Source organism: Rathayibacter sp. VKM Ac-2754 (assembly GCF_009807095.1).
In the GTDB taxonomy this organism is placed as follows: Bacteria; Actinomycetota; Actinomycetes; order Actinomycetales; family Microbacteriaceae; genus Rathayibacter.
Map to the genome: position 1 here is coordinate 409616 of NZ_WUCC01000003.1, position 24926 is coordinate 434541.

The following is a 24926-nucleotide window of genomic DNA, read 5'->3' on the forward strand; positions in this document are numbered from 1 at the left end:
GGTAGCCGCGGCGATCACGGCGTCGAGGCCGTCTCCACGCTCGCGAGCACGGCGCGGAGGGAGCGCGCCGCCTCCTCCCGAGCGCCCGGCTCGACTCCGGCGAGCAGGGCGCGCTCGACCGCCAGCACCTCGGGGAACGCGAGATCGATCAGGGCGGCGCCGTCCGGAGTCAGCGCGATGAGGGCGCCGCGCCCGTCGGCGGGGTTCGCCGACCTCGCCACCAGCCCCCGCTTCTCGAGCGCCTGCACCCGCTTGGTGATCGCGGGGGCACTGGCGAGCCCGATCGTGCGCAGCACCGTCGGCGACTGCGACTCCCCCGCCCGCCGCAATGTCGTCAGCACGTCGAACTCGCCGCGCGTCAGCGCGAAGCCCGCCAGCCGCTCCTCGGTCGCCCGCACGATCAGCGCCGACGCGCGGATCAGCCGCCCGACCACGTCCACCGCCTCCGTGTCGAGCTCGGGGCGCAGCAGCGCCCACCCCGCCCGGATCTCGTCGACGGCGTCGCGCTTCTGATCATTCACGAGTAAAGTATAACTGCTTCACCCGTGAAGCATCCCGCCGATCGCCGCCGCTCGGATCCCGTGCCACCCGAGGACCTGATGCCCGTCTCCACCGCCCTGCCCCACCCCCGCGAGCTGATCGCCTTCGGCCCGCACGCCGGCGCCCACCGCGTCGCGATCCGCGCCGGTGTCTCGATCGCCGTGCCGCTCCTCGCGCTCTGGGCGATCGGCCGCACCGACCTCGCGCTCTACGCGACCTTCGGCTCGTTCACCGCCCTCTACGGTCGTCAGCACACCCACCGCCCGCGGCTCGCGATGCAGCTCTCGGCGGCGGCCTACCTCGTGGCGGTGGTCACGATCGGCACGGCCGTGGCCCTCTCCCCGCAGCGGGAGTGGCTGATCATCCCCGTGGTCACGGTCGTCGCGGCCGCCGCCGCCTACCTCAGCGACGCCCTGCACTGGCACCCGCCCGGTCCGCTCTTCCCGGTGTTCGCCGTGACCGCCTGCGCGTCGGTCCCCGTCGACCCGTCGCGGATCGCGGAGGCGTTCGCCCTGGCCGCGGGGTCGGCCGCGTTCGCGCTCGTCATCGGAGTCAGCGGCATCGCGTCGCCCGGCGCCCGCCGCCTGGCGCCGACCCCGTGGCGCACCTCGTTCCGCGCCGCCGCGGCGCGCCCGTCGACCCGCGCGGCGATGATCCGCTTCGGCGCGATCGTGCTCGTCGCCGGAGCGATCCCGACGGCGACGGGCCTCGGCCACCCCTACTGGGCCATGGTCTCCGCCGTCGCCGCGGTCTCGGGAGTCGACGCGACCGCCCGCCTCGTCCGCGCCGGCCACCGGATGCTGGGGACGATCGTCGGAGTCGCGATCGCCGCCGCCCTCCTCGCCCTGCCCCTCTCCCCGCTTGCGACGATCATCGTGGTGGTGCTCCTCCAGATGACCGCCGAGCTCGTCGTCGGCCGCAACTACGGCCTCACCCTCGCCTTCGTGACCCCGCTCGCCATCCTCATGGTCGAGCTGGCGCACAGCACCGATGAGCTCGTCCTCCTGCGCGACCGCGCCCTCGAGACCGCGATCGGCGTGGCCGTCGGAGTCGCCGCGACCCTGCTCGCGCACGCTGCCGCCTCCCGGCGCTCCTCACAATGAGGGAACCCCGGACCGTCGAGGGAGCCCCGAGCAGCGGGTCCTCTCGACGGTCCGGGGTTCCCTCAGCAGGGGCTGCGCTCCGTCACCGGAGGCAAGCGAAAGGCCCCCGCTGCCTCAGCTGACTGAGGTGCGGGGGCCTTCTCGTGGCGGTACCGGTGGGATTTGAACCCACGGTGGACGCAAGCCCACACATGTTTTCGAGACATGCTCCTTCGGCCGCTCGGACACGGTACCGGGGAAGAGTGTACGCGACGGCCGGGAGCCGCGCCAATCGGCGCGTCAGGCCACGCCGGGGAGCAGGAAGTCGAGCACGCGGCCCCATTCGGAGACGGCGAGCAGGTGTCCGCGGTCGGGGACGACCTCGAGGCGCGAATCGGGGAGGCGGGCGGCGTACCACTCGCCGTGCACGCGGCCGACGGTCGCATCCTCGGCGCCGTAGAGGAGGAGCGCGGGCGAGGGCACACCCTCGACGGCGAAGCCCCACTCCTGGAGCGTGTAGCCGACGATGTCGGCGGCCGAGCCGAGGTTGCCCTGGGCGGCCGCGCGCTCGAGCATGCGCAGCAGCCGGTCGCGGACGCCGGGGAGCTCGAGGGCGAACGCGTCCGCCTCGCCGGCGCCGAGCATCCCGAGCATCGCCGCCGGGTCGGGCGCGTGGCCGAACGCGCCGTCGAGCGTCGCGGTGAGCCGGCGGACGGCCTCGGCGAGCGGCAGGTCGCGCCACGCCTCGAGCATCGCGCGGTTGTCGTCGCCGACCCACGGCACCGCGTCGTCGGGAGCGGGAGTCGCGATGACGGCGACCCGCTCGACCAGGCCCGGGTAGTTGGCCGAGAGGGCGAGGGCGACGCGACCCCCCGCCGACCAGCCCGCCGCAGCGACGGAGGCGACCCCGATGGTCGCGAGGTACTCGGCGATGTCGGCGGCGGCCTGCTCGGGGCTCGCGCCGACCCCCGCGCCCGCGGGATCGAGATCGGTGAGCAGCGACGAGGCCCCGTAGCCCGGCCGGTCGAAGGAGAGCAGGCGCACGTCGTGCCGCGCGGTCGCCTCGGGGTCGGGGTCGAAGTCGGCCGCGCCCGGCGCCGGGTGGGCGAGCACCACCACGTGCTCGGCGCTCTCGGAGCCGGACCAGCTGACCCCGAGGGAGCGGCCGGACTTGAGGAGATGCACTGTCGACGCCATGGGGTCAGTCTTCCGCAGACCGCCGACACTGCCGGATCGCCGCTCGGAGCGCGCTCGAACTCCACAGGCCACGACGCGGGGGCGTTCTCCCCGGCACCGGGCGCGGCGCATCCGAGTGTCGGCGGTCGACGGTACTCTCGAAGACACGTTCGAATCGCGGCCGATGTCGGAGGCGGCACCTAGCCTCACTCCATCGGCCCGCCCCGCGCTCGCCGTCCCCGCACTCCGTCCCGCACTCCGCTCCCGAAAGGACCTCATGGCCTCCTCGAAGACGCGCACCGCCGCCTTCCGCTGCTCCGAGTGCGGTTGGACCGCCGCGAAGTGGGCGGGCCGCTGCGGCGAGTGCCAGCAGTGGGGCACCGTCGTCGAGAGCACCGAGCGCACGGGGATCGTCCGCGCCGTCTCCGCCGTCGCCCCGACCGCCGCCCGAGCGGCGCGGCCGATCACGCAGATCCCGACCACGTCGGGCGCCCACCACCGTCCCACCGGGGTCGGCGAGCTCGACCGCGTGCTCGGGGGCGGCATCGTCGCCGGTGCCGTCGTGCTGCTCTCCGGCGAGCCCGGGGTCGGCAAGTCCACGCTCCTCCTCGAGGTCGCCTCTCGCGCCGCCGCCGAGGGCCAGCGCGTCCTCTACGTCAGTGCGGAGGAGTCGGCCGCGCAGGTGCGGATGCGCGCCGAGCGCACCGGGGCGATGCACGACAGCCTCTACCTCGCCGCCGAGACCGATCTCGCGACCGTCCTCGGCCAGATCGACGAGGTGCTGCCCGACCTCCTGATCGTCGACTCGGTGCAGACCGTCGCGAGCGACACCGTCGACGGGCTGCCCGGTGGCCCCAGCCAGGTCCGCGAGGTCGCGGCCACGCTCATCCGGGTCTGCAAGGCGCGGGCCCTCCCCCTGGTGCTCGTCGGCCACGTCACGAAGGACGGCTCGATCGCCGGCCCCCGCCTCCTCGAGCACCTGGTCGACGTCGTCTGCCACTTCGAGGGCGACCGCCAGACGGCACTCCGCTTCGTCCGCTCGCTCAAGAACCGCTTCGGCCCGACCGACGAGGTCGGCTGCTTCGAGATGACGGCCGAGGGCATCGCCGAGATCCCCGACCCGAGCGGCCTCTTCCTCAGCCGCACCCGCTTCCCCACCCCGGGCATCTGCGTGACCGTCGCGATGGAGGGCCGCCGCGCCCTGCCCGTCGAGATCCAGGCGCTCGTCATCGCCAACGACGGCGACCACCCCCGCCGGGTGACGAACGGTGTCGACGCCTCCCGGGTCGCGATGATCCTCGCCGTGCTCGAACGCCAAGCCGGCATCCCCCTCCGCCGCTGCGACGTCTACGTCTCGACCGTCGGCGGCGTGAAGCTGATGGAGCCGGCGGCCGACCTCGCCATCGCCGTCGCGATCGCCTCGGCGCACGCCTACACCCCGCTGCGCCCCGGCATCGCCGCCTTCGGCGAGATCAGCCTCTCCGGTGACATCCGCCCCGCCTCCGGAGCCAAGCAGCGCGCGAACGAGGCCACCCGCCTCGGCCACTCCTCGCACCTCGACTCGGGCGCGTTCACCCTGTCGAGCGCGATCACCCACGCCCTCGTGCCCGTGCCCGAGCGGATCCCGGCCGGCGCGCGCGGCTGACGGCCCCGGCCCGCCCGCCGCAGACCGCTGACCCCGATCGGTGACGGTCTAGACGCCGCCCCCGCCGCCTCCGCCACCGCCGCCGCCCGAGCTGCCGCCGCCCCCGGCACCGCCGCTCGACGAGCTCGAGGAGGACCCGACGAAGCTCGACGCCGACGACGAGAACGACGAGACGCTGCCCGCGAAGGCCGCCGCCTGGAACCCGCTCGTCCCCGAGTACCAGACCGGATCCGCGCCCGCCCGCTCGTACACGAGGGCCAGGGCCTCCGCCCACCGCGACTCGAGCCCGAGCAGCACGGCCCACGGCAGGAGGCGCTCCGTCACCTCGACGACATCGATCGTCCCCACCTGGCGACGCTCCGCACCCGTGGGCGACTGCAGCATCGCCAGCCGGTCCTGCTCCGCCAGCCGGATGTACAGCTCGAGGCCCGCGAGATGATCCCGCAGCTCCGCCCCGGCCGCCGTCAGCGGCACCTTCGACACGAGCACGGTCGACACGACACCCGCGACCAGCGACAGCAGCAGCAGGATCAGCGGGAGCGCCCCGCCGAACGACCCATCGAGCAGGATCGCCCCGCCGACCACCGCGGCCATGAAGCCGAACAGCGCGGCGAGGATCACGAGCACCGAACCGCCGACCGTGCGCGGCCGGCGCAGCCCCGCCTCCGTCGCCCGAGCGGGCACGGTCGTCAGAAAGGCCGAGACCTCCTTGCCGAAGGCCTTGTCCTTCTCGGACAGGTCGCGCACCACGCCCGGCCGCGGCGACTCTCCGAACGCGATGTCGAGGAAGCGCTGGTCGTCCTCGGCGACCGGGACCGGCTGCCGGCGAGGACGGATCGTCGCCGGATCCTCGACGCGCAACACGAAGGCAGGCCGGCGCTTGGACCCCTCCGCCTCCTCGATCCGCACCAGACCGCGCACCGCCGCATCGATGAACGCGGCCGCCGGCGCCTTCGCCGTCTTGCCGCGCAGGGCGGCCGAGAGGAAGATCCCCGCAGCCGGGGGCTCGTACTCGGCGATCACCGTCGGACGCCCCGCCGCGTCCTTCAGCACCGTCGCCCGCCGGACGGCGGCGAGGACGAGCGCCCCGAGAGACAGCAGCACACCGGCCAGCTGCAGCCAGGCCCACCCGGAGGCGAGGTAGGAGTCGTCGCGCGGAGTGAAGGTGCCGGGAGCGAATCCGAGCGCCACGGTCACGTTCTCACCCGGCGACAGGTCGCTCCCCGAGGCGGTCAGCACGCCGTCGCCGCCGTCGATCGTGCAGCCGTCGGTCGAGCCCGCCACACCCCGGTAGCACCTCGCGGTGCCCGTCGCCGCGTCCGCGAGACCCTCGTCGAGCTCGACACGGATGTCGAAGCGGTCGAACGGCTGCCGCCAGGCCGTCCCGTTCGTGTCCCAGTAGAACTCGTCCTGCCCGCTGTCCGTCCCGGAGGCGGGCAGCGTGACGTCGCGCTGCGTGTAGGTGAAGACGTAGGTCCGGCTGCCGCGGACGAAGTCGTCCTCCGCACTCGTGACCAGGAGGATGCCGTCGTCGCTCTCGGTCTCGAACGGCCGCGGAGCGCCGTCGCCGTCGGTGACCGAGATCATCCGAACGTCGGTCGGGTGCCCCTCGTACTCGAGCGGGATCGCGCGCTGCATGCCGCGGTTCTGGTCCGCGTCGGGGAACTCGGCCACGAACGTCTCGGTGGTCGTCAGTGTGGAGCGCCCGGCCTCGTCCCGGCCGAGGCGGAACACCGCCGAGTAGTCCGAGAAGCGGAAGTCGTCGACGCCGGCGCGCAGTCCGACAGCGACCGCAGAGGCCGGGGCGCCGACGGCGGCTGCGGGAGTCGCGGCCCCGGCCGCGAGCGCCGCACCGAGCAGCGCCCCGGCCAGCAGACCCGCCGCGAGCACCGATCGCAGGCGCGCCCACCGCCTCCCGATCGTCGCGGTCGGGATCCCGGGCGTCCTCGTCATGCCAGCGATGCTACGCGCGGCGGAAGGTCGACTCGTCCCCCGAATGGGCTACCCGGTCTCCTATTGCAGCAGGAACTGCGTCGTCGATCCCGAGGCGATCCCCGCCACCGACACCGACAGGTTGTACGCCGCTCCCCCGGCCGCCACGGCCTCGCGACCGCCGGAGCAGGTGTCGGGCGAGGAGCGCGTGCGGTCCCAGGTGAGCGAGCTGCCCATCACCGACTGCCCGGCCTGGAGCAGCACCTCGAGGTCGGCCGCTCCGGTCTGGCAGTCGGTCGACGTCCAGATCTGGTCCGCGCCGCTCGTGATGGTGAAGACCTGCTGACTCGTGCCCGCGTTGATCACGCAGTCGGCGCTCGAGATGTTCGCCAGCGAGAGCGAGAGCTGCGGATCCACGCCCGCCGCGTAGTTCGTCGCATCCGTCACCGCGGTCACCGCGACCGAGGCCGCGGTGCACTCGGGAGCCGCGACCGGCGTGCCACCCGGGTCCGTCGACGGGTACAGGGTCGGCAGGGACGAGGCCGCCGGGCTCCCGCTCGCGTCCGTCGAGCGCGCACCCGCCCACGGCTGCAGCGAGAGCACCACGGCGATCCCGGCGACGATCACGACCAGCGCGAGCAGCACTCCCGCCCTGCGTCGCCGGTAGACCCGGGAGGGCAGTCGGCGGGGCGGCGGAGTCACCCGCCCAGGCTACGACGCCCGTGCGGTCAGAGCGTCTTCAGCATGCGGGTGTTGCCGAGCGTGTTCGGCTTGACCCGCGCGAGGTCGAGGAACTCGGCCACGCCCTCGTCGGGAGAGCGCAGGAGCTCGGCGTACACCTCGGGATCGACGACCTTCTCGCCGATCGGCGAGAAGCCGTGACGCGAGAAGAAGTCGACCTCGAAGGTGAGGCAGAACAGCCGCGACAGCCCGAGCTCGCGGGCGTCGTTCTCGAGCCGCTCGAGGATGTGGTGCCCGACCCCCTTGCCGAGCCAGTCCTGCGCGACGGCCAGCGTCCGCACCTCCGCGAGGTCGTCCCACATCACGTGCAGGGCGCCGCAGCCGATCCGGCTGCCCTCGCCGTCCTCGGCGATCCGGAACTCCTGCACCGCGCCGTAGAGCACCACGCGGTCCTTGCCGAGCAGGACGCGCTCGTTCACCAGCGGCTCGCTCAGCTCCTGGATGAAGGGGACGTCGCTCGTGCGGGCCCGGCGCACCGGGTACTTCCAATCAGCCATCCGACAAGCCTAGAGCCGCGGGCGCGCGACCGGTCGCGGCACGACGAAGGCCCGCCCCTCCGAGGAGGAACGGGCCTTCAGCCGCTGTGAACAGTCGGTGCTACGCCATCAGGTCGGGAGTCGCCGAGCCGGCGGTCGCCGCCCCGGTCGTCGCACCGGCGCTGATCGAGATCAGCCGCGGAGTCGTCGTGAAGACGAAGCCGTTCGCGACGAAGTCGACGTGGATGTGGTCGCCCGCACCCAGCTCGCCGTGCAGGATCCGCTCGGACAGCTGGTCCTCGATCTCGCGCTGGATCGCGCGGCGGAGGGGGCGCGCTCCGAGGGCCGGGTCGAACCCGACCTCGATGAGGCGCTCCTTCGCCGACTGCGTCAGCTCGACGGTCATGTCGCGGTCGAGCAGACGGTCGCCCAGGCGCTTGATGAACAGGTCGACGATCTGGAGCAGCTCCGGCTTCGACAGCTGCGGGAAGACGATGACGTCGTCCACGCGGTTGAGGAACTCGGGCTTGAAGTGCTTCTTCAGCTCCTCGTTGACCTTGCCCTTCATGCGGTCGTAGCCGGTGGCGTTGTCGCCCTCGATCTGGAACCCGACGGGACCACCGGCGATGTCACGAGCACCGAGGTTGGTGGTCATGATGATGACGGTGTTCTTGAAGTCGACGACGCGCCCCTGGCCGTCGGTGAGACGACCCTCCTCGAGGATCTGGAGGAGCGAGTTGAAGATGTCGGGGTGGGCCTTCTCGATCTCGTCGAAGAGGACCACGCTGAACGGCTTGCGACGCACCTTCTCGGTGAGCTGTCCACCCTCCTCGAAGCCGACGAAGCCGGGAGGGGCACCGAACAGCCGCGAGACCGTGTGCTTCTCGCCGTACTCCGACATGTCGAGCGAGATCATCGCGTTCTCGTCGTCGAAGAGGAACTCGGCGAGCGCCTTGGCCAGCTCGGTCTTGCCGACGCCCGTGGGGCCGGCGAAGATGAACGACCCGGAGGGGCGCTTGGGGTCCTTGAGACCCGCGCGGGTGCGGCGGATGGTGCGCGAGAGGGCCGCGATGGCCTCCTCCTGACCGATGACGCGCTGGTGCAGCGCCTTCTCCATGAAGACGAGTCGCGACGACTCCTCCTCGGTCAGCTTGAACACCGGTATGCCGGTCGCCTGTGCGAGGACCTCGGCGATCAGGCCCTCGTCGACGACACCGGTCGCCTTGACGTCGCCCGACTTCCACTTCTTCTCGAGGCGCAGGCGCTCACCGAGCAGCTGCTTCTCCTCGTCGCGGAGCGACGCGGCCTTCTCGAAGTCCTGGTCCTCGATCGCGGCCTCCTTGGCGGCGCGGACGACGGCGATGCGGTCGTCGAAGTCGCGCAGCTCGGGCGGTGCCGAGAGGATCGAGAGGCGCAGGCGCGCGCCGGCCTCGTCGATCAGGTCGATCGCCTTGTCGGGGAGGAAGCGGTCGCTGATGTAGCGGTCGGCCAGGTTGGCCGCCGAGACGATCGCACCGTCGGTGATGGACACCTTGTGGTGCGCCTCGTAGCGGTCGCGCAGCCCCTTGAGGATGTTGATCGTGTGGGGCAGCGACGGCTCCGCGACCTGGATCGGCTGGAATCGGCGCTCGAGCGCGGCGTCCTTCTCGAAGTGCTTGCGGTACTCGTCGAGCGTGGTCGCGCCGATCGTCTGCAGCTCGCCGCGGGCGAGCAGCGGCTTGAGGATCGAGGCGGCGTCGATCGCGCCCTCAGCGGCCCCTGCGCCGACGAGGGTGTGGATCTCGTCGATGAAGGTGATGATGTCGCCGCGGGTGCGGATCTCCTTCGTCACCTTCTTGAGGCGCTCCTCGAAGTCTCCGCGGTAGCGCGAGCCGGCGATGAGCGAGCCGAGGTCGAGCGTGTAGAGCTGCTTGTCCTTGAGCGTCTCGGGGACGTCGCCGCGGACGATCGCCTGCGCGAGGCCCTCGACGACGGCGGTCTTGCCGACGCCGGGCTCGCCGATCAGCACGGGGTTGTTCTTGGAGCGGCGGGAGAGGATCTGCATGACCCGCTCGATCTCCTTCTCGCGCCCGATGACCGGGTCGAGCTTGTTGTCGCGCGCGGCCTGGGTGAGGTTGCGGCCGAACTGGTCGAGGATCTGCGAGCCGCCCTGGGGCTGCTGCTGCTCACCGCCCACGGCGACCTGCTCCTTGCCCTGGTACCCCGAGAGCAGCTGGATGACCTGCTGGCGCACGCGGTTGAGATCGGCTCCGAGCTTGACGAGGACCTGAGCGGCGACGCCCTCGCCCTCGCGGATGAGGCCGAGCAGGATGTGCTCGGTCCCGATGTAGTTGTGGCCGAGCTGCAGCGCCTCGCGGAGCGACAGCTCGAGGACCTTCTTCGCACGCGGCGTGAAGGGGATGTGGCCGGTGGGCTGCTGCTGCCCCTGGCCGATGATGTCCTGGACCTGCTCGCGCACCGCGTCGAGCGAGATGCCGAGGGACTCGAGCGCCTTGGCGGCGACTCCTTCGCCCTCGTGGATCAGCCCGAGCAGGATGTGCTCCGTGCCGATGTAGTTGTGATTGAGCATCTTGGCCTCTTCCTGGGCCAGGACGACGACGCGCCGTGCGCGATCGGTGAATCTCTCGAACATGCTGTCACTCCCTACAGAACCCGCAGGGGTGGGCTCCGATAGATCGACTGTAACCAGCGGTCCTCCCGGTCGGACCCCCTGTTCGCCCTGGGCGTGAGGGTGTTCGGAGCCCTCTGTTCGAGGCCCGCGTCGGGCGCCCCCTTCGTGGCCCCTGTCCGGGACCGTCGGACGACATCCCCGTGCGGCTGTTGCGGAGTCGTCCCCGTGTACGGGATCGTGACTGAGTGCTCTCACAGGTGAGAGCCGCGATCCCTCGGGGGGACAGCACCACATGACGCTTCTCGCACGCCCGCGTACGCGCGGCGCCATCGCCGCCACCGCGGCCGCTCTCGGACTCGCCCTGCTCGCGGCGACGCCGGCCACCGCCGATGACGCTGACAACCCCTCCGACTGGGACGACGCCATCTTCTTCAACGGCGGCGGCATCTCGATCGACGCAGGCCCCGAGTACGCGGGCTACGACGTCTTCGTTCAGGCGCAGCTCCCTTACGGAGCGAGGGGCGACTCGGGCGAATGGGTCATCAAGAAGGCGTCGCTCGACGCGGAGGGCGACGCGCTCGTGTACAACTTCGCCGGCCCCGTGAACCTCTACTTCTTCAGCCCGAGCTCCCCGAGCGTGGGACTCGAGCTGCCGGAGCCGGATGCGACCGCCGCCGTCTACCGTGGCGAGTCGATCGAGTACGACGTCGACGTCGCCGCCGGGACGGCCGTGGTGGACGGAGCAGTCCCGAGCGTGACGCCGCCGGCTCTCGAGAACTTCGAGGTCTACATCACGCCGTTGACCAACGCGTCCGTCGCGCCCTCCAGCTACTCCGTCGGCGAGGCCTTCGACCTCACGTTCTCGGACCTCTACTGGGCGGGACCGGGCGACCTCGACGGCCAGACCACGTCCACGGTGATCTACTCCGACCCGACGACGATCGGCACGGCGGCCATCGCCGGCGGAGCGGTCACCACGACCATCGGCGCCGAGTACACGACCGACCCGCACACGGTCGCGCTGATGGACTCGTACGGACGCATCCTCACGAGCGCGACCCTCGACGGAGGCGCAACGGCGGCTCCCGAGGCCGCGCCCGCCACGACTCCGGTCGCCGCGGCTCCGGTCGTGAACACGGGCACCAGGACGGGCACCTCCACCGGCGCGCACCTCGCCGAGACCGGCGTCGAGACGGGCTCCACCGCCCTCATCGCGACCCTGCTCGTCGCCGCCGGTGCCGGCGGACTCGTCGTGGCGCGTCGCCGCGTGACCGCCTGACACAGGACAGCAGGGCGGTGCGGTACCGCTTCCCTCCACCTGCCGACATCCCTCTCGAGGGTGTTGCTCGAGGAGCCCGCTTCCGCCACTCTGGCTGAGCGCTCTCGCAGGTGAGAGCCATGATCCCTTGGGGGGACAGCACCACATGACACTTCTCGCACGCCCTCGCACGCGCGGCGCCATCGCCGCCACCGCGGCCACTCTCGGACTCGCCCTGCTCGCGGCGACGCCGGCCACCGCCGCCGAATCGGACGACCTGGCCGAGGCGATCGCCCACAACGGCGGCACGCTGACGGTCGATGCCGGCCCCGACTACGCGGGCTACGACGTCTTCGTCCAGTCGCAGCTGCCCAAGTCCGAGAAGGACAACGGCGGTGTCTGGCATCTCGAGAAGGCCTCGCTCGACGCCGAGGGCGACGCCACCGTCCAGAACTTCGCGGGTCCGGTGAACCTCTACTTCTTCAGCCCGAGCGCACCGCACACCGGGCTCGAGCTCCCGGACCCGCAGGTCACCGCCGCCATCTACCGCGGCGGAGCCATCGAGTTCGACGTCGACCCGGCGGCCGGTACTTCGGCCGTCGACGGTACGGTGCCGACCGTCAGCGCGCCGACCCTCGACGCCCTCGAGACCTCGATCGTGCCGTTGACCGTCGCGTCCCTCTCGCCCTCGAGCTACTACGTCGGCGAGGCCTTCGACCTCACGTTCTCCGACCTGTACTGGGCGACCGGGGGCGACCTCGACGGCCAGACCACGTCCACGGTGATCTACTCCGAGCCGACCACCATCGGCTCCGCGCCGATCGTGGGCGGATCTGTCACGACGACGATCGGCGCCGAGTACACCACCGACCCGCACACGGTCGCGCTGATGGACTCCTACGGACGCATCCTCACGAGCGCGACCCTCGACGGAGGGGCCGCCGCGGCTCCCGAGGTCACGCCCGCCCCGACGCCCGTCGCCGTCGCCCCCGTCGTGAACACGGGCACCAAGACCGGCACGAAGACCGGCGCGCACCTCGCCGAGACCGGTGTCGAGACGGGCGCTGCCGCCCTCGTCGCGACGCTGCTCGTCGCCGCCGGTGCCGGCGGACTCGTCGTGGCGCGTCGCCGCCGCGCGACCGCCTGACGCGTGACGGCGGAGACGGGCGGGTCCGACGTGCAGACGCACGGCGGCCCGCCCGTCTCCACGGCCGGCGCAGTCCCGGCGATCCGCGCGGTCATCGCGGTGACGAGCTCGGCGCTCGTTCCCGGGCTCGGGCACGGCCTGCTCCGGCACCACCGCTCCGCCGCGATCCGATTCGCGGTCGCCGCCCTCGCCGTCCTCGCGGTCGCGCTGCTCGTTGCGGCCGTCTCCTCCGACCCATCGCGGCTGGTCGCCCTCGCGACGGACGCGCGCGCCGTGCTGATCGCCGGCGTCGCTGGCGCCGCCCTCGGCCTCTTCTGGATCTCGGGTCCGATCGCCGTCGCCCGCCTGCTCCTCCGCCGCACGAGCCGCACGAGCCGCACGAGCCGCACGGTCCTCGCGCTCGCCACCGCGGTCGCCGTCGCGCTCCCGCTCGGAGCGACGGCCTGGTGGGTGTCGACCACCGCAGCGCAGTACTCGCTGCTCTCCTCCGTCTTCGCCTCGGGCCGCGGCCCGGTGCCCGTCGACGGCCGGTACAACATCCTGCTGATGGGGCTCGACGACGATCCGCTGCGCGATCAGGTGCTGTTGCCCGACTCCCTCACCCTGGTCAGCGTCGACGCCGTCACCGGCCGGAGCGTGCTGTTCGGCATCCCGCGCACCGCCGCGAACTTCCTCTACCCAGAGGGCTCGGCGCTCGCTGCGGCCCTGCCCGACGGCACTCGCTGCCTCGCCGGCTGCGGCATCAACCACACGTACCAGTACGGCGCGACGCATCCCGAGCTCTACCCCGGGAGCGAGGACCCGGGCGCCGACGCGATGCGCGACGCGGTCGAGGGCTACACCGGCCTGCCCGTCTCGGCGACGGTGTCGATCCGGATGACCGGCTTCGCCGATCTCGTCGACGCGCTCGGCGGCGTCTCGGTGATCGTGACCCGCCCCGTCCTGCAGGCCGGCGTCCCCGACGACGGCAGCGGGAAGCCGGTCGAGTACGGGCCGCCGATCGCCACGGGGCTGCAGCACCTGGACGGCTCCGAGGCGCTCTGGTTCGCCCGGTCGCGCGTCAACACCTCCGACCAGGACCGCGCCGAGCGGCAGGGCTGCCTCCAGGCGGCGCTGTTCCGCCAGGTCGATCCCCTGAGCGTCCTGGCCCGGTTCACCGCGATCGCGCGCTCGGGCACCGAGAACGTGTTGACGAGCCTCCCCGCGGATGCGCTGCCCGCGCTGGCGCGTCTCGCGGTGTCGAGCCGCACCCAGCCGTTCGTCCGTGTCGAGCTCGGCGAGCCGCTCACCCTCCCTGAGCAGCCCGACGTCGAGCTGGTGCACCGCACCGTCGCCGAGGCGATCGCCGGAGGCGACGACGGCTCGGACGCCGTCCGCATCGAGGTCCCCGGGGCATCGGCGCCGGTCGAGGCGCCCGCGGTCGTCGCCCCCACCGGCGCGGACGACGACGTCGAGCCCGCTTGCAGCGTCCCCTGACCCTGCCGCCACTCCATGCACAGGCATACACTTCCCGGATGAGCAACCTGGAGCGGCACCCGGACGAGCACCCGGTCGCCGCCGAGCCCACCGGTCGTGCCACCGACGGCTCGCCCGTCGAGATCCTGGAGGCGCGCCTGGTGCCGCTCGGCGGACCGCGCGCGATCGAGGTGCGCCGCACGCTCCCCCAGCGCTCGCGCTCGACGATCGGCGCGTGGTGCTTCGCCGACCACTACGGGCCGGTGACTCTCGGCGACGAAGCCGGCATGGACGTCCCGCCGCATCCCCACACCGGGCTGCAGACCGTCAGCTGGCTCTTCGAGGGCGAGATCGACCACCGCGACAGCGTCGGCAGCCACCAGCTGGTGCGGCCGGGCGAGCTCAACCTGATGACGGCGGGCCGCGGCATCTCGCACTCCGAGGTCTCGACCGGATCCGCGCCCGTGCTGCACGGGGTGCAGCTCTGGGTCGCGCTGCCCGAGGAGGCGCGGGTCGTCGATCCGTTCTTCGAGCACCATCACGGGGTGCGCGTCGAGCTGCCGGGCGCGGTCGTGCGGGTCTTCGTCGGCGGGATGCTCGGCGCCTCGGTGCCCGCGAGCGTGTTCACGCCCCTCGTCGCCGCGCAGATCGACCTCGAGCCCGGCGCGCGGATCGAGCTGCCCGTGGAGACGGAGTGGGAGTACGGCGTCCTCGTCGACTCCGGACCGATCGGGGTGGAGGGCGTCGACGTCGAGCGCTCCGACCTCGCCTACCTCGCGCCCGGCCGCTCGTCCCTCACGCTGTCGGCCGGCGAGGCGGGCGGACGCGTCGTGCTCCTCGGCGGTGAGCCCTTCGCCGAGCAGCTCGTGATGTGGTGGAACTTCGTCGGGCGCAGCCACGACGATGTGGCAGCTGCCCGGGAGCGCTGGCAGGCCGACGTCATCGCAGGAGGCGACTCCGACGGCCCGTTCGGCACTGTCACCGGCTACGACGGCCGCGCGCTGCCCGCGCCGACGCTGCCGACGGTCCGACTCAAGCCGCGCCCGGCCTGAGCCCGATCCGCGTCAGGACTCCTTCGTCACCTCGTCGGCCGTCGCCTTGTCGGCCGCCGCCTTCCGGGCCGCCGCCTCGTCCGTCGCCTCCGCACTCTCCCGGAAGGCACGTCGCGGATCCTGCAGCGCCGTCATCGGCGAGAGGTCGCGCGGAGCGACCGCGTCGACGAGCCAGCCCGAGATGATCCGCCACTTGCGGTCCAGGCTCGGCATCGCGGCGCCGTGGTAGGCGCGGTGGGCGAGCCAGGCGAGCGGACCCCGCAGCTTCACGCCCTTGATGATCCCCGCGCCCTTGCCGAGCCCGTACTCGGCGACCGTGCCGACCGAGACGTGGCGGTACTCCTCGACGACGCCGCCGGTGAGGTCGCCCACGATGTTCTGCGCGAGCAGCTTGGCCTGCCGCACGGCGTTCTGCGCGTTCGGCGGGTAGTAGGCGGGCTGCTTCTCGGCGGTCAGGTCGGGAACCTGCGCTCCGTCCCCCGCCGCCCACGCGCCGGCGACCGGCTCGCCGTCGTCCGTGACCACCCGGAGGCGTGCGTCGGCCGAGACGTGCCCCCGGGGTCCGCGGGGGACGTCGGTGGCGTCGAGGATCGGGTTCGGCTTCACTCCGGCCGTCCACACGATCGTGGCCGCGGGGATCCGCTCGCCGGTCGAGAGCTCGACCACGCCGTCCTCGCAGGAGGGCATCGTGGTCTTCAGGTGCACGTGCACACCGCGCGAGCGCAGGTGGTCGAGGGTCCATCCGGACAGCTCGGGGCCGACCTCGGGCGCGACGCGGTCGAGGGCCTCGACGAGGTGCCAGGTGACGTCGCCCATCGAGAGCGACGGCTGTGCGGCCAGGGCGCGGCGGCTGAGGTCGAGCAGCTCGCTCAGCGCCTCGACGCCCGTGTAGCCGCCGCCGACGAAGACGAAGGTGAGCAGCCGGCGGCGCTCGGCGGAGTCGGTGGTCAGGGCCGCGCGCGCGACGTTCTCGAGCACGCGGTCGCGCAGGTGCGCCGCCTCCTCGACCGTCTTGAAGCCGATGCCGTGCTCGGCGAGACCGGGCGTGGGGAAGGTGCGGGTGACGGCGCCGAGGGCGAAGACGACCTGGTCGAAGGCGAGCGTGCGGGTCGAGCCGTCGAGGGCGGCGACCGTCGCGACGCGGTCGGCGAGGCTGACTCCGGTGATCGCTCCGCGGATGACGCGGGTGTGCTTCAGCGCCGAGACCAGGGGCACGGTGACGTGCCGCGGCTGGACGTGGCCGCCCGCCACCTCGGGCAGCAGCGGCTGATAGGTCATGTAGGGGTTGGGCTCGACCAGGGTGACGTCGATCGGAGCGAGTCCGCGCCGCTTCTCGAGCCCCCAGGCGGTGTAGAGGCCGACGTAGCCGCCGCCCAGGATGAGGATGCGCGTCGTTCCGGATGCCGTCATGTCCGTGTCCCTTCTCGGACCCCGGACCGGGCGACGCGCCGAAGCGGAGCCGCGTGCACCGGTGCTGGGGAGTCTCCGACGCTACGCCGCGATCCCCGACCGAGCCAGCCCCTTGCGTGCGACGCCGGACGCTCCGCTCAGCCGGCCACCCGATCCTCGAGCCGGAGCCGCCGACGGTACTCGCTGGGCGAGAGTCCCGTCTCGGTCGTGATCGCCCGGCGGAGGCGCTCGGGGGACGAGAACCCGGAGCGCCGCGCGATGTCGCTCAGCGGCAGCCCCGCCGCCTCGGCCGTGCCGACCAGACGGAGCGCGTTCTCGGTGCGGACCGTCGAGATCAGCTCGCGCAGCGTGGTGCCGCGCTCGTCGGCGACGGCGCGCTGGAGGGTGCGGAGGCTGACCCGGCAGCGCCGTGCGACGGTGCCCGGGTCGAGCAGCGGATCGCTGTAGTCGGTGCGGATGACCTGGATCGCCGCGTCGACCATGTCGTGCAGGCCGAGCCGCTCGGTGTCCTCCTCCTCGCGCTCGGCCCCGAGGATGCGCGCGAGCCGCAGCACCGTGCCCTGCAGGTACTCGGACTGCACCGGGTGCCCGATGTCGAGGTCGGCGAGGAAGGCGCGCAGCACGGTGCGAGCGGAGGCCGTCAGCGCCGACTCGGGGAGGGTGCGCGCGGGCTCGACGCGGCGGGAGCGCTCGGAGGCGGGTGCGTCGAGGCAGAGCACGAGGAAGCGCACCACGCGGCCCGCGCGGATGATCGCCGGGGAGTCGGCCGAGAGCGCGATCCCGCCGTCGGTGACGGTGACGACGCCCTCGGCGGACTCGAGGATGAGCGTCCCCTCCATCGGCAGCACGAACGCCGACGCGCCGTCGGAGGCGGACGGCCCGGGCCAGCAGGCTGCGAATGCCGTGGAGACGACGTGCACGACTCGGAGGTTCTCGACCGAGGCGAGGGCGAGGTCCATCCGGAAGCCCGCCGGGAGGTCGACGGCGATCTCGAGGGTGCGGCGCAGCGCCGCTACTCCGTCGCTGCCGCGCAGGCGGACGGAGCGGACGCCCGGGCTCAGGGGAACGCTCAGCGGATTGAGCAGGGACGGGCGAGGGACCACGGTGGCGACTCCGTTCGTGAGGACGATCGCGGAGCGTTCGTCCTCCGGGAGTCTAGGAGACGTGAGACATCCTCGTCTCGGCCCCGTCCGGGGGTGTCACTGCAGGGCGGAGGTGAGGCGCGCCAGGTTGTCGAGGACGGTCGAGCGCAGCGGCTGCTGCCGCCACTCGCGCAGCGTCAGCTCGCGGGAGTGCTCGCGGTAGCTCTGCTGGACCTCGCGCAGGTCCTCGACGAACTCCGATCCGCGGACCATGAGCGACACCTCGAGATTGAGGGTGAACGAGCGCATGTCCATGTTGCTCGAGCCGATGACGGCGACGTCGTCGTCGATGGTGAAGTGCTTCGCGTGCAGGATCGTGGGCTTGCGGTACATCCAGATCCGCACGCCCGAGGTCAGGAGCGTCTCGTAGTAGGAGCGCTGCGCGTGGTAGACCACGGCCTGGTCGCCGATCTCGGAGACGAACAGCTCGACGTGCACCCCGCGGCGGGTGGCCGTCGTGATCGCGTAGAGCATCGCCTCGTCGGGGACGAAGTACGGGCTCGTGATGATGATCGACTTCTGCGCCGAGTACAGCAGCGTGAGGAAGAGCCGGAGGTTGTTCTCGCCGTCGAACCCGGGCCCGCTCGGCACGACCTGGCAGTCGATGGTGTCGCGCCTCTGCAGCGCCTCCATCGGCTCCGACTCGCGCAGCAGCAGCTCGTCGGTCTCGCTGTACCAGTCGGTGATGAAGATGGCGTTGATGCCCTGCACGACCGGCCCCTCGAGGCGCACCATCAGATCGTGCCAGTGCAGCCCCCGCCGGATGTTGCCGCGCTTGTTGTAGCTCGAGTCGACGACGTTCTGCGACCCCATGAAGGCCGTGTTGCCGTCGACGATCAGGAGCTTGCGGTGGTTGCGGAGATCGGGCCGCTGGTACTGCAGCCGCCAGGGGCGCACGGGCAGCATGTACGACCACTTCGCGCCGGCCTTCTCGAGTGCGCGGAGGCGTCGGCGGGTGCCGCTGAAGTACCCCGGCACGCGGATGGACGCGATGTGGTCGAGGAGGATCCGCACCGTCACTCCGCGGGCCACGGCCCGGTCGAGCGCGGCGAAGAACGGCGCCGTGGTCGAGTCGGCCGCGAGGATGTAGAACTCGCAGTGCACGTAGCGCCGGGCGCGGTCGATCTCGTCGGCCATCGCCCGGATGGTCTCCTCGTAGCCGCCCTGGAGGCTCGCGTCATTGCCTCCGACCAGCGGCATCGCCCCCAGGTTGCGGTTGAGCGTGACCACCGACTCGAGCCACTGGGGCCACGGGTGGTTGCGCGCGACCCGATCGATGCCGTCGGTCGACTCGAGGATGAAGCGGTTGATCTCCTCCTGCTTGCGCCGCCGCCGGCGCGGCAGCTTGTAGCTGCCGATGAACAGGAACAGGAGGATGCCGACGTAGGGGATGAGGAAGATCGCCATCAGCCAGGCGAGTCCGGTCGTCGGGCGGCGGTTGCGCGGGACGACGATCACGGCGATGACGCGCACGATCAGTTCGACGACGATCGCCCCCACGGCGAGCACCAGCGACCAGTCGGGACCCGTCACCGCATCTCCTCGCCGGTCGGTCTGTCGGTGTGCATCGAGTCGGACCGGCCGGGGCGGCTGGTCTCCGGAGAACCTGTCTCTCGAGGAACCGTCACTGGAGACGCGGTCTCTGACGTGACTGGTCCTGAGAAGCCTGGTTCTGAGAAGTCTTGTTCTGAAAAGCTCAGGCGTCGCGGGGCGGAAGACCGCGGCGGGCGCGCTCCTCGGCCTCGATGCGGTCGTAGGCGCGGCGCTCGTTGCGGTCGGAGCGGATCACGGCCCGCATGATGAACCAGAAGAGGAGCCCGACGCTGACCGTCGGCACGAGTGCCCACAGCCCCTGATTCCAGATCTCCCAGTCCATGGGGCGATCCTACCGGGCGGCGCCGGGAGGGGCTCGGCAGTGGCCGGGGAACGCGGTGGGGAGCGCCTATCGGCTCTCGATCGACTGGTTGAGCGCCGAGGCGTCGGCGTTCAGGCCCTCGAGCTCCGCGCGCAGCCCGTCGTAGACCGCGATGTCGGCGTCGATGGTGTCGCGCGTCGCGTCGATCGCGTCGCCGCGCTCGAGCAGATCGGCCCGCTCCTGCTCGAACGCCGCCGTCGAGGGGAAGTCGCCGCTGTCGGCGCGCGCGTTGAAGTCGTCGATCTCGGCGTTCAGCGCGTCGTAGTCGGCGTTGTTCGCGTCGACCCGCGCGGTCAGGTCGGCGTACATCGCGTCGATCCGGGCGACCAGATCGGCGATGCGGTTCTCGAGATCGGTGAAGACGGCCTCGTAGCGCGCGTTCAGCCCGACGACGACGGAGCGGTCGGTGAAGTAGGCGGCGTAGTGCGCCTCGAGCGCCGGCGGCAGATCCGCCACCTCCGTGCCCAGGATGGAGTGCAGCTCGTTGACGCGCTCGCCGAGGCCGCCGGTGCGGTAGAGCTCGAGCCGCTCGGCGATCGGTCCGTCGGCGGGCAGCGCGGCGTAGGCCGCCTCGAGCTCGGCGCCGAGCTCGGCCTGCTCGTCGGCGTCGAGGCGCACCCACGCGGCGTGCAGCATCTCGTGGGCGGCCGTGACGTCGCGGATCCCGTCGAGGTCGGCGTTCTCGACGTCCGAGATGTAGATGTCGCTGCCCGTGTAGCAGCCGAGCACGATCTCGTCGGAGGCGCCGTAGCCGCAGAGCGTGTTGAACCCGGTGGTCGGCTCGACGGAGGGGCTGGAGGCGTAGTAGAGCGCGCGGCCGCGGGTCGACATCGCGGTGCGGTCCGCGAATCCGCTGATCGTCTCGTCGGGAGTGAACGCCTCGGCCGCCCGCTGGTCGGCGAGCGCCGTGCCGAGATCGGCGGAGTCGACCAGGACGGAGGCGGCGACGGCCGCGCCCACCCCGAACTGCGCGAGGGTGAGGACGCCGGCGAGCGCCGTCGCGACGATGCTGGATGCGCGGACCACGTCGGGCAGCGCCTACTTGACCAGGGGGAACAGGATCGTCTCGCGGATCCCGAGGCCGGTGATCGCCATCAGGAGGCGGTCGATGCCCATCCCCATCCCGCCGGTGGGCGGCATGCCGTGCTCGAGGGCGCGGAGGAAGTCCTCGTCGAGACGCATCGCCTCGTCGTCGCCCGCGGCCGCCTGCCGGGCCTGCTCGACGAAGCGCTCGCGCTGCACGACCGGGTCGACCAGCTCGGAGTAGCCGGTCGCGAGCTCGAACCCGCGGACGTAGAGGTCCCACTTCTCGACGACGCCGGGGATGCTGCGGTGCGCGCGGACCAGCGGCGAGGTGTCGACCGGGAAGTCCATCACGAAGGTGGGCCGGGTGAGGCCGCCCTTCACGAAGTGCTCCCAGAGCTCCTCGACGTACTTGCCGTGGGTGGGCACGTGCACCTCGACGCCCTCGCGCTCGGCGAGGGTCTCGAGCTCGACGAGCGCGGTCGACGGAGTGATCTCGATGCCGGCCGCGAGCGAGAGGCTCTCGTACATCGAGATCCGCTCCCATTCGCCGCCGAGGTCGTACTCGGTGCCGTCGGCCCAGGTGACCACGTGCGATCCGGCGACGGCGAGCGCCGCGTTCTGGATCAGCTCCTGGGTGAGGTCGGCGATCGAGGTGTAGTCGCCGTAGGCCTGGTAGGCCTCGAGCATCGCGAACTCGGGCGAGTGCGTCGAGTCGGCGCCCTCGTTGCGGAAGTTGCGGTTGATCTCGAAGACCCGCTCGATGCCTCCGACGACCGCGCGCTTGAGGTAGAGCTCGGGCGCGATGCGGAGGAACAGCTCGGTGTCGAACGCGTTCGAGTGCGTGGCGAAGGGGCGGGCGGAGGCGCCGCCGTGCATCACCTGCAGCATCGGGGTCTCGACCTCGAGGAAGTCGTGACCGGCGAAGGTGCTGCGGAGCGAGGCGTTCACCTTCGCGCGGGTGACCACCGTGTCGCGGGCCTGCGGGCGCACGATCAGGTCGAGGTAGCGCTGGCGCATCCGCGTCTCGTCGCCGAGCTCGTTGTGCAGGTTCGGGAGCGGCAGGATCGCCTTCGCGGCGATGATCCACTCCGAGACCCAGACGCTCAGCTCGCCGCGCTTGCTCGAGATGACCTCGCCCTCGACGAAGAGATGGTCGCCGAGGTCGACGAGCTCCTTCCAGGCCGCGAGCGACTCGTCGCCGACGTCGCCGAGCGAGACCATCGCCTGGATGCGGGCGCCGTCGCCGGACTGCAGGGTCGCGAAGCAGAGCTTGCCCGTGTTGCGCTGGAAGACGACGCGACCGGCGAGGCCGACGCGGTCGCTCGTCTTCGTGTCGGGCTCGAGACCAGCGTGGCGCGCGCGGACCGCGGCGATCGTGTCGGTGACGCCGACGGAGACCGGATAGGCGCCGCCTCCGAGATCGTCGCCGGCGCGCTCGAGCAGGCGCTCGCGCTTGGCCAGGCGCACGGCCTTCTGCTCCGAGGCCTCCTCGGGGGAGAGCTCGGCGGGGGCGTCGGGGGTGTCGGCCATGGCGGAACGGTGCTTTCGATCGGAGGCGGTCGGGCGCGATCAGGCGAGCAGGATCGGGCCGTTGTCGAGGAGGCGGGTGGAGCCGACGACCGCGGCGACGAGCACGAGGGCCGGGCCGCGGTAGTCGTCGTCGACCGGGAGGAGCGTCGTCGGGTCAGCGACGACGAGGTAGTCCAGTTTAACCAGCGGCTCGCCCATCGCGGCCGACTGAGCGGCGGCGATGACGGAGTCGACGCCCCGGTCGGAGGCGGACGCGGCCGCCTCGAGCACCAGCGGCACCGTGCGCGCGGCGCGGCGCTCGCGGGCGTCGAGGTAGCGGTTGCGGCTCGAGAGCGCGAGGCCGTCCTCCTCGCGGACCGTCTCGACGGCCTCGATCGCGACGGGGAGATCGAGATCGCGCACCATCCGGCGCACGAGGAAGAGCTGCTGGGCGTCCTTCTGCCCGAAGAGGGCGGCGTCGGGCTGCACGATGTGCAGGAGCTTCGCGACGACGGTGAGCATGCCGTCGAAGTGGCCGGGGCGCGAGCGGCCCTCGTAGAGCGAGCCGACCCTGCCCGCGACGACGCGGGTCGAGGTGGAGCCGTCGGGGTACATCTCGGCGACGGTCGGGGCGAAGACGTACTCGACCCCCTTCCGCTCGAGGAGAGCCAGGTCGGCCTCGAGATCCCGGGGGTAGCGGTCGAGGTCCTCGGAGGGGCCGAACTGCAGCGGATTGACGAAGACCGAGACGACCACGACGTCGGCGATCTCGCGGGCCCGCTCGACGAGCGCGAGGTGACCGTCGTGCAGGGCGCCCATCGTGGGGACGAGGGCGATGCTCCGACCAGCGCGACGCACCTCCTGCAGCCGCTCGCGGAGGGCGTCGATGCGTTCGATGGTGCTGATCACCCGAGAACCCTACCGGCGGAGCCGCGTCCCCTCTCCCTGGCGCTGGCTCTGCCTGAGCCTCGTCCGCCGCTCGTCGCCGGAAGCAGCGACCACACCCCACCGTCGATGCAGTCGCCCTTGTCCACAGGTCCGCGCAACGGCCTCGCCTGCAGCTGCCGGCGAGGTAGCGTTCGTGGACGAGAAGATCTCACTTCTGATGCGGAGCCCCTTGAACGACACCCGCCCGCTCTGCGAGCACGTGTCCTTCACCGAACCCGGATGGAGGTCCGACCTCGTCGAGCTGCTCGCAGCAGCCCGCCGCTGGCGCTCCCCCGCCTCCACCACCCTCGACCGTTCCGATGTCGAGGCCTGCTTCGAGAACGCGATGCGCTGGGGGCTGCATCCCCTCCTCGCCGTCAGGGGGACGGTCCACCCGGAGACCGGTCCGTACTCGCCGCGGATCGAGAACACCGCCACCCGGATCCGCCCCTGGCGCGGAGTCGCGATATCGACACCGAACGAGGAGATCCTGACCGAACACGAGTCCCGCACCTATCAGGACTTCGAACGCCGCGTCGCGCTCCACCTGGTGGGCGACGAGGCACCGTTCTTCTACCGATCCCCCGACAGATGACCACCGATCCGCGCCTGCCTCGGCGAAAACGAGACGCACTGCTCTGGCCCGGACTCCTTCCTCTCGCGCTCGCGCAGGTCGCCGCGTCGACCGCCGCCGGGCTGGTGCTGACGATCGCGAGCGTCACGGCTCTCACCCTCTCCGGGTCCGAGCAGATCGCAGGACTCGTGCAGACGTCGACGGTCGTCGGAGCGAGCGCGCTCACGGTTCCGATCGCGCGGCTCACTCTGCGGTTCGGGAGGCGGGCTGCTCTGGCCGTCGCCTACGGGACGGCCGCGCTCGGCTCGGTCATCGGTGCAGCCGCGGTCGCAGCCGACCTCTGGGTGCTGTTCCTCGCTGCCGCCGCACTGATCGGAGGCGGGACCGTCGCCGGTCTCGCAGCGCGCTTCGCCGCCGCCGATCTGGCGCCGAGGGACACTGCAGTGGCGATCGCTCTCGTCCTCTGGGCATCGACCGTGGGATCGATCGTCGGACCGAACCTCGCCGGCGCGACCGGTCTCGCGAGCGCTCCGGCGTTCCTGCTCCCCGCAGTCCTCTACGGCTCTGCCGCGGCCTGCGTGGTCGTCGGGCTCCGCCGGACCGAGGTCGCGACGACGCCGCAGCGCCGCGAGTCCGCTCGGACCGCGGACGTGATCGCCGTCTTCCTGGCCCACCCGCGAGCGGTGGCCGGACTCGCCGTCACCGCAGCGGTGCACGCGACGATGATCGCGCTGATGACCATGGCACCGGTGCACCTGCACCACGAGGACGAGCCGACCGGCGTCGTCGGGCTGCTGATGAGCGCGCACCTCGCCGCGATGTATGCGCTCAGCCCGCTGTTCGGCCTCCTCGTGCGTCGCGCGGGCGCTCTGCGCAGCGGCGCGGCCGGGCTGGGAGTGGCCGTCGTCGCCGCCGGCGTGCTGGCGGTCGGCGCCTCCCGCGGTGCAGTGGTCTTCGCCCTCGGGCTCACTCTGCTCGGCATCGCCTGGTCGCTGGGGATGGTGGCCGGCTCGACTCTCGTGACCGAAGCCATAGGTCCACGAGAACGGACCCTCACGCAGGGCGCGACCGATCTGCTCATCAACCTGGGCGGTGGAGTCGCGAGCGTCGTCGCCGGCTCGGTGGTCGCGTCCGCGGGCTATGCACCGCTCGCCTGGGGCTTCGCCGCCGCCGTCGCTCTCGCCGCGGTCGTCCTGCTGGCCGCCGTCGCCCGTCGGACGCGAGCCGCACCCTCCTGAGAGCCGAGGGAACCAGCTCACGTCGAAGCAGCCACGTCCTACCGGCGGTCTCGACGGGTACGGGTTCTCC

Annotated in this window: 21 protein-coding genes and 1 tRNA gene; 8 read left to right on the top strand and 14 right to left on the bottom strand. The window is 72.1% G+C overall.

The window, feature by feature from the left end:
• Window positions 1-14 precede the first annotated feature (14 nt).
• Window positions 15-521, bottom strand: a complete 507-nt coding sequence (locus GRS92_RS07445) for a MarR family winged helix-turn-helix transcriptional regulator (protein ID WP_159854741.1) — start codon at window positions 519-521, stop codon at window positions 15-17.
• A 78-nt stretch (window positions 522-599) separates the two neighbouring features.
• On the opposite strand from GRS92_RS07445, the gene GRS92_RS07450 reads away from it, so the two are divergent.
• Window positions 600-1643 carry an FUSC family protein gene (locus GRS92_RS07450; protein WP_159854742.1) on the top strand — a complete coding sequence of 348 codons (1044 nt, stop codon included), beginning with the start codon at window positions 600-602 and terminating at the stop codon, window positions 1641-1643.
• Window positions 1644-1787: 144 nt separating this feature from the next.
• Here the strand turns inward: GRS92_RS07450 and GRS92_RS07455 are convergent.
• Together GRS92_RS07455 and GRS92_RS07460 are read right to left on the bottom strand one after the other, a co-directional pair.
• A tRNA-Ser gene (locus tag GRS92_RS07455) sits at window positions 1788-1877 on the bottom strand.
• A 45-nt stretch (window positions 1878-1922) separates the two neighbouring features.
• Window positions 1923-2819: an alpha/beta fold hydrolase gene (locus tag GRS92_RS07460; RefSeq protein ID WP_159854744.1), complete on the bottom strand. Its 897-nt coding sequence runs from the start codon at window positions 2817-2819 to the stop codon at window positions 1923-1925.
• Between the two features lie 256 nt (window positions 2820-3075).
• Between GRS92_RS07460 and radA the strand changes: the two genes are divergently transcribed.
• Window positions 3076-4443: a DNA repair protein RadA gene (gene radA / locus GRS92_RS07465; RefSeq protein ID WP_159854746.1), complete on the top strand. Its 1368-nt coding sequence runs from the start codon at window positions 3076-3078 to the stop codon at window positions 4441-4443.
• 48 nt (window positions 4444-4491) lie between these two features.
• Here radA and GRS92_RS07470 read toward each other — a convergent pair whose 3' ends face one another.
• The 4 genes from GRS92_RS07470 to GRS92_RS07485 form a co-directional block, all read right to left on the bottom strand.
• Complete coding sequence (locus GRS92_RS07470) at window positions 4492-6396, bottom strand: DUF2207 family protein (RefSeq protein ID WP_159854748.1); 1905 nt, start codon at window positions 6394-6396, stop codon at window positions 4492-4494.
• A gap of 60 nt (window positions 6397-6456) precedes the next feature.
• Window positions 6457-7077 carry a hypothetical protein gene (locus GRS92_RS07475; RefSeq protein WP_159854750.1) on the bottom strand — a complete coding sequence of 207 codons (621 nt, stop codon included), beginning with the start codon at window positions 7075-7077 and terminating at the stop codon, window positions 6457-6459.
• 26 nt (window positions 7078-7103) lie between these two features.
• The gene (locus tag GRS92_RS07480) at window positions 7104-7613 is read right to left on the bottom strand and encodes an amino-acid N-acetyltransferase (protein WP_159854752.1); all 510 of its coding nucleotides are present in this window, start codon (window positions 7611-7613) and stop codon (window positions 7104-7106) included.
• 100 nt (window positions 7614-7713) lie between these two features.
• The gene (locus GRS92_RS07485) at window positions 7714-10224 is read right to left on the bottom strand and encodes an ATP-dependent Clp protease ATP-binding subunit (RefSeq protein WP_159854754.1); all 2511 of its coding nucleotides are present in this window, start codon (window positions 10222-10224) and stop codon (window positions 7714-7716) included.
• Between the two features lie 271 nt (window positions 10225-10495).
• Here GRS92_RS07485 and GRS92_RS07490 point away from each other — a divergent pair, with 271 nt between their 5' ends.
• The 4 genes from GRS92_RS07490 to GRS92_RS07505 all read left to right on the top strand — a co-directional run bounded on the left by GRS92_RS07490 (window position 10496) and on the right by GRS92_RS07505 (window position 15115).
• Window positions 10496-11482, top strand: a complete 987-nt coding sequence (locus tag GRS92_RS07490) for a hypothetical protein (protein WP_159854756.1) — start codon at window positions 10496-10498, stop codon at window positions 11480-11482.
• A gap of 145 nt (window positions 11483-11627) precedes the next feature.
• Window positions 11628-12608 (top strand): LPXTG cell wall anchor domain-containing protein, encoded by a 981-nt coding sequence (locus tag GRS92_RS07495; protein WP_159854758.1) that lies wholly within the window; start codon window positions 11628-11630, stop codon window positions 12606-12608.
• Window positions 12609-12611: 3 nt separating this feature from the next.
• On the top strand, window positions 12612-14084 hold the full coding sequence (locus GRS92_RS07500; RefSeq protein WP_159854760.1) for an LCP family protein: 1473 nt from the start codon (window positions 12612-12614) through the stop codon (window positions 14082-14084).
• Between the two features lie 38 nt (window positions 14085-14122).
• Window positions 14123-15115 carry a pirin family protein gene (locus GRS92_RS07505; RefSeq protein WP_159854762.1) on the top strand — a complete coding sequence of 331 codons (993 nt, stop codon included), beginning with the start codon at window positions 14123-14125 and terminating at the stop codon, window positions 15113-15115.
• 12 nt (window positions 15116-15127) lie between these two features.
• Here the strand turns inward: GRS92_RS07505 and GRS92_RS07510 are convergent, their stop codons facing one another.
• The 7 genes from GRS92_RS07510 to panC form a co-directional block, all read right to left on the bottom strand.
• Window positions 15128-16525, bottom strand: a complete 1398-nt coding sequence (locus GRS92_RS07510; protein WP_159854764.1) for an NAD(P)/FAD-dependent oxidoreductase — start codon at window positions 16523-16525, stop codon at window positions 15128-15130.
• 137 nt (window positions 16526-16662) lie between these two features.
• Window positions 16663-17628: an AraC family transcriptional regulator gene (locus tag GRS92_RS07515; protein WP_159854766.1), complete on the bottom strand. Its 966-nt coding sequence runs from the start codon at window positions 17626-17628 to the stop codon at window positions 16663-16665.
• Window positions 17629-17724: 96 nt separating this feature from the next.
• Complete coding sequence (cls, locus tag GRS92_RS07520) at window positions 17725-19200, bottom strand: cardiolipin synthase (RefSeq protein WP_159854768.1); 1476 nt, start codon at window positions 19198-19200, stop codon at window positions 17725-17727.
• A 163-nt stretch (window positions 19201-19363) separates the two neighbouring features.
• Window positions 19364-19543 carry a hypothetical protein gene (locus GRS92_RS07525; RefSeq protein ID WP_159854770.1) on the bottom strand — a complete coding sequence of 60 codons (180 nt, stop codon included), beginning with the start codon at window positions 19541-19543 and terminating at the stop codon, window positions 19364-19366.
• Window positions 19544-19609: 66 nt separating this feature from the next.
• Complete coding sequence (locus tag GRS92_RS07530; protein ID WP_159854772.1) at window positions 19610-20608, bottom strand: hypothetical protein; 999 nt, start codon at window positions 20606-20608, stop codon at window positions 19610-19612.
• 12 nt (window positions 20609-20620) lie between these two features.
• The gene (gene lysS / locus GRS92_RS07535; protein ID WP_159854774.1) at window positions 20621-22138 is read right to left on the bottom strand and encodes a lysine--tRNA ligase; all 1518 of its coding nucleotides are present in this window, start codon (window positions 22136-22138) and stop codon (window positions 20621-20623) included.
• Window positions 22139-22177: 39 nt separating this feature from the next.
• A complete protein-coding gene (panC, locus tag GRS92_RS07540) occupies window positions 22178-23026 on the bottom strand; it encodes a pantoate--beta-alanine ligase (protein WP_159854776.1) in 849 nt (282 codons plus the stop codon).
• Here panC and GRS92_RS07545 point away from each other — a divergent pair.
• Complete coding sequence (locus GRS92_RS07545; RefSeq protein ID WP_159854778.1) at window positions 23013-23639, top strand: hypothetical protein; 627 nt, start codon at window positions 23013-23015, stop codon at window positions 23637-23639. The genes panC and GRS92_RS07545 overlap by 14 nt on opposite strands.
• Window positions 23636-24856, top strand: a complete 1221-nt coding sequence (locus tag GRS92_RS07550; protein ID WP_159854780.1) for an MFS transporter — start codon at window positions 23636-23638, stop codon at window positions 24854-24856. The genes GRS92_RS07545 and GRS92_RS07550 overlap by 4 nt, the downstream gene beginning before the upstream one ends.
• Window positions 24857-24926: the final 70 nt, after the last annotated feature.

Coding starts and splice junctions, on each gene's coding strand:
- GRS92_RS07525 (WP_159854770.1), bottom strand. CDS start 19,543: ATGGACTGGGAGATCTGGAATCAGGGGCTGTGGGCACTCGTGCCGACG.
- GRS92_RS07505 (WP_159854762.1), top strand. CDS start 14,123: ATGAGCAACCTGGAGCGGCACCCGGACGAGCACCCGGTCGCCGCCGAG.
- GRS92_RS07545 (WP_159854778.1), top strand. CDS start 23,013: ATGGTGCTGATCACCCGAGAACCCTACCGGCGGAGCCGCGTCCCCTCT.
- GRS92_RS07490 (WP_159854756.1), top strand. CDS start 10,496: ATGACGCTTCTCGCACGCCCGCGTACGCGCGGCGCCATCGCCGCCACC.
- GRS92_RS07550 (WP_159854780.1), top strand. CDS start 23,636: ATGACCACCGATCCGCGCCTGCCTCGGCGAAAACGAGACGCACTGCTC.
- GRS92_RS07480 (WP_159854752.1), bottom strand. CDS start 7,613: ATGGCTGATTGGAAGTACCCGGTGCGCCGGGCCCGCACGAGCGACGTC.
- GRS92_RS07450 (WP_159854742.1), top strand. CDS start 600: ATGCCCGTCTCCACCGCCCTGCCCCACCCCCGCGAGCTGATCGCCTTC.
- radA (WP_159854746.1), top strand. CDS start 3,076: ATGGCCTCCTCGAAGACGCGCACCGCCGCCTTCCGCTGCTCCGAGTGC.
- GRS92_RS07495 (WP_159854758.1), top strand. CDS start 11,628: ATGACACTTCTCGCACGCCCTCGCACGCGCGGCGCCATCGCCGCCACC.
- lysS (WP_159854774.1), bottom strand. CDS start 22,138: ATGGCCGACACCCCCGACGCCCCCGCCGAGCTCTCCCCCGAGGAGGCC.
- GRS92_RS07460 (WP_159854744.1), bottom strand. CDS start 2,819: ATGGCGTCGACAGTGCATCTCCTCAAGTCCGGCCGCTCCCTCGGGGTC.
- GRS92_RS07485 (WP_159854754.1), bottom strand. CDS start 10,224: ATGTTCGAGAGATTCACCGATCGCGCACGGCGCGTCGTCGTCCTGGCC.
- GRS92_RS07470 (WP_159854748.1), bottom strand. CDS start 6,396: ATGACGAGGACGCCCGGGATCCCGACCGCGACGATCGGGAGGCGGTGG.
- GRS92_RS07510 (WP_159854764.1), bottom strand. CDS start 16,525: ATGACGGCATCCGGAACGACGCGCATCCTCATCCTGGGCGGCGGCTAC.